This window comes from Syntrophomonas sp. UBA5494, assembly GCF_002426325.1.
Genome location: NZ_DIPG01000084.1, coordinates 9,719 through 12,398, shown reverse-complemented (window position 1 = coordinate 12,398; position 2,680 = coordinate 9,719). Strand labels below are relative to the sequence as shown.

The window sequence follows — 2,680 nt, the reverse complement described above, 5'->3', positions numbered from 1 at the left end:
GCGGTGGGAGCCATGCAGGAAGGCACCAAAGAAGTGGCCAAAGGCACCGAAGTGATCTCCCGGGCCGGGGATGCCTTCCACTACATCATCGCGGCTGTCAATCAGGTCAAAGCCCAGATTGAAGAGGTATCCAGCGCCGGCCAGCAGATGGCGGCGGGTGCAGATATAGCCATAAAATCAGTTGACAACACTGCCGAAGCAGCCCAGAACAACGCCCAGATCGTGCAGGGGATGTCTGAGCTGGCCGGCAAGCAGATGGAAGAGATCAACCAGTTCAACCAATCTGTCAACGCCTTGAACCGCATGGTAGCCGACCTGCAAAGTGCCATAGCCTATTTTAAGGCGTAAGAAACACCCGGCTGCGTTTAATACCGACTATCAGGAGGCTTTCCTTTACAGGATGGCCTCTTGTGATTAAGAGGCCTTTATATGAACTCTCGACTCATAATAGAACCTGCCCGCTTTCAAGGCCAGCCGGGCTTCGAACTCCGCATCCGCGATTCGCGGATTACGGTGCAGGAATTCCTGGATGAGCTGAATCAGTCCTATCTGAAAATGGATTGGCCCCGTTTGTGGCCCCAAAACCGGGTCGACTGTGAAGGATGTGACCTGTGCTGCCAGGAGCCTTTACCGGTGACCTCCGTCGATGTGATGCAAATCCGCGAAGCACTGGGCATAGATCAACTCGAGGTCTTTCGCTACCTGTGGGTGGAACTGCAAGGACCTGCTGTTGACATCACGCTGCGCCGCCGCGGGGCAAAATGCATCTTTCTCAATTCCCGGGGCAAATGCCGCATCTATGCCCGGCGCCCCTTTGCCTGCCAGACCTATCTGTGCTGCCAGACCAGCCCCAATTTTGAGAACCTGCGCAGTCAGATCATCAATAGCGGCATGGACGAGCTGGTACGCTGCAGCCTGGCGGCCTATAATAAGGCGGGGAGGCCTTTTCCGGTAAACCGCAGTCAAAACCCGAAACTAAACCCGCACCACTGGCCCAAGGGGTATTTTACCGGCAAAACCAGCTATCAACAGCTGAGGCTGGCCCGGGTACTGTCTTTCGATTTATGGCGCAAGATGCTACTATTAAAGTAATTAAAAGGGTAGGGGGGACTAACCATGGATACGATTTCAGCTCGTTGTCTGATGTGCAGCAAAACCTACACTGTGGACGAATCCCACAAAGACTATAAAAAGCTGGTGGCTCAGGAAAAACCAGTAGCCACCTTTATCTGTGACCTGTGCAACTACCGGGTGCAGCATGAGTCCGAGGAAAAGCACAAACCCAAAAAACCCATGTAAGAGAGATAAGCGATGCAGAAAATCTTTATTCCCGTAGATAATGACCAGTCTATAGCCGCCCTGATCTTCGCCCCGGAGTCCGGACCCCGGGGCGCTGTGGCGGTCTGCCATGGTTTCCGGGGGGCCAAAGAGAACAGCGGAAAAATCTGCGCTTTTGCCGGAAAATTGACGGCCCGGGGATTGATGGTGATCGCTTTTGATTTCCGGGGCAGCGGGGAGAGCAGCGGGGAATTCAGTGCAATAACACTTTCGCAGCAAGTTGAAGATCTGAAGCAGGTTTGCGCTTACATCAACAGCCGCTACCAGCTCTCTTTCGTTCTGCTGGGAAGAAGTTTCGGGGGCGCTACGGTAATCGCTGCCGCTCCACATGTGCCCGAAGCCTCCGGTTATGTGCTATGGTCGGCCCCATTCGATTTACCGCGTTCCTTCGCCAGATTGCTGGGTGATGATTACCAACGCCTTTTGAACGGAGCCAGTGTGATATGCAGCGACCTGGAGAGCTGTTTTGAGTTAAGGCCGGACCTGGTCTTGGATTTTAAGCGCCACGACATGGCAGGAAGCCTGATGGCGATGCGGGACAAGCCGGTTCTGGTCGTGCATGGCCGGGAAGATGAGGCGGTTGGGATCGAAAACGCCCAGGAGATAGCGACCTATCTGCCCGAGGCGGTACTGCACCTGGTGGCGGGTGCTGATCATCGTTTCACCGGGATGGTGGAACAGCGTGAAGCCATCACCCTGAATTGGATTGATGAGCACTTCGGGGAGAACCGCCTTTAAATCCCTATCAGCAAAAAAGGGAGTGATACAGGATGAGCTGGCAGGAGGGCTTGTGGAGATTTGTCTGCGGGGGCCTTCTGGTTCTTGCGGTGAGCTGGATAAGCAAGGGAAAAAACCCTTATTTCGCCGGACTGGCGGTATTATTTCCCGCGGTAACGGTGGTGGGATACTATTTCCTGTCACAGTCCATTTCTCCGGCCGCCATGCAGCGCACCGTGGTTTTAAGCCTTATGGCTCTGCCTGCGGTAGCTGCTTTCTTAATCACCTGTTATTATCTCGTCGGCCGAATGGGCATCGGCTGGACCCTTTTGTCCGGAATGGCCGCTTGGTTGATCGCCGCCGCCCTTATCCTGCAGGTATATCAGCGCTTTCCATGAACCGTCTGGCGCGCAGTAAACATAGGTTTGCCCTAGTCATTCATGACTCGATAGCGGTTTTTTGTGCCCAAAAAGCGGTTATTCGTTCCAAACCCCTTCACCAAAACGGCCTTGCTGGGTATAATCATATAAAGTTGCTACTTACAAGTTACTACCGCTTTCGACAGAGAATCTTTCTCTGTCATTTCTTTTTCCAATAAAAGGCACCGGGTGGGGCCGTCTAAGCT

Annotated in this window: 4 protein-coding genes and 1 pseudogene; all 5 read left to right on the top strand. The window is 53.7% G+C overall.

What is annotated here, in order from left to right:
- A pseudogene (locus B3W37_RS09230) lies at positions 1–348 on the top strand (methyl-accepting chemotaxis protein); the annotation flags it as partial.
- Between the two features lie 81 nt (positions 349–429).
- On the top strand, positions 430–1,092 hold the full coding sequence (locus B3W37_RS09225; protein WP_483175500.1) for a YkgJ family cysteine cluster protein: 663 nt from the start codon (positions 430–432) through the stop codon (positions 1,090–1,092).
- A gap of 24 nt (positions 1,093–1,116) precedes the next feature.
- Positions 1,117–1,299, top strand: a complete 183-nt coding sequence (locus tag B3W37_RS09220; RefSeq protein WP_481039964.1) for a DUF2197 domain-containing protein — start codon at positions 1,117–1,119, stop codon at positions 1,297–1,299.
- Between the two features lie 12 nt (positions 1,300–1,311).
- Entirely contained in the window at positions 1,312–2,076 is a 765-nt protein-coding gene (locus B3W37_RS09215; RefSeq protein ID WP_483175498.1) for an alpha/beta hydrolase, read from the top strand.
- A gap of 32 nt (positions 2,077–2,108) precedes the next feature.
- Positions 2,109–2,453, top strand: a complete 345-nt coding sequence (locus B3W37_RS09210; protein WP_481039960.1) for a GlpM family protein — start codon at positions 2,109–2,111, stop codon at positions 2,451–2,453.
- Positions 2,454–2,680 lie beyond the last annotated feature (227 nt).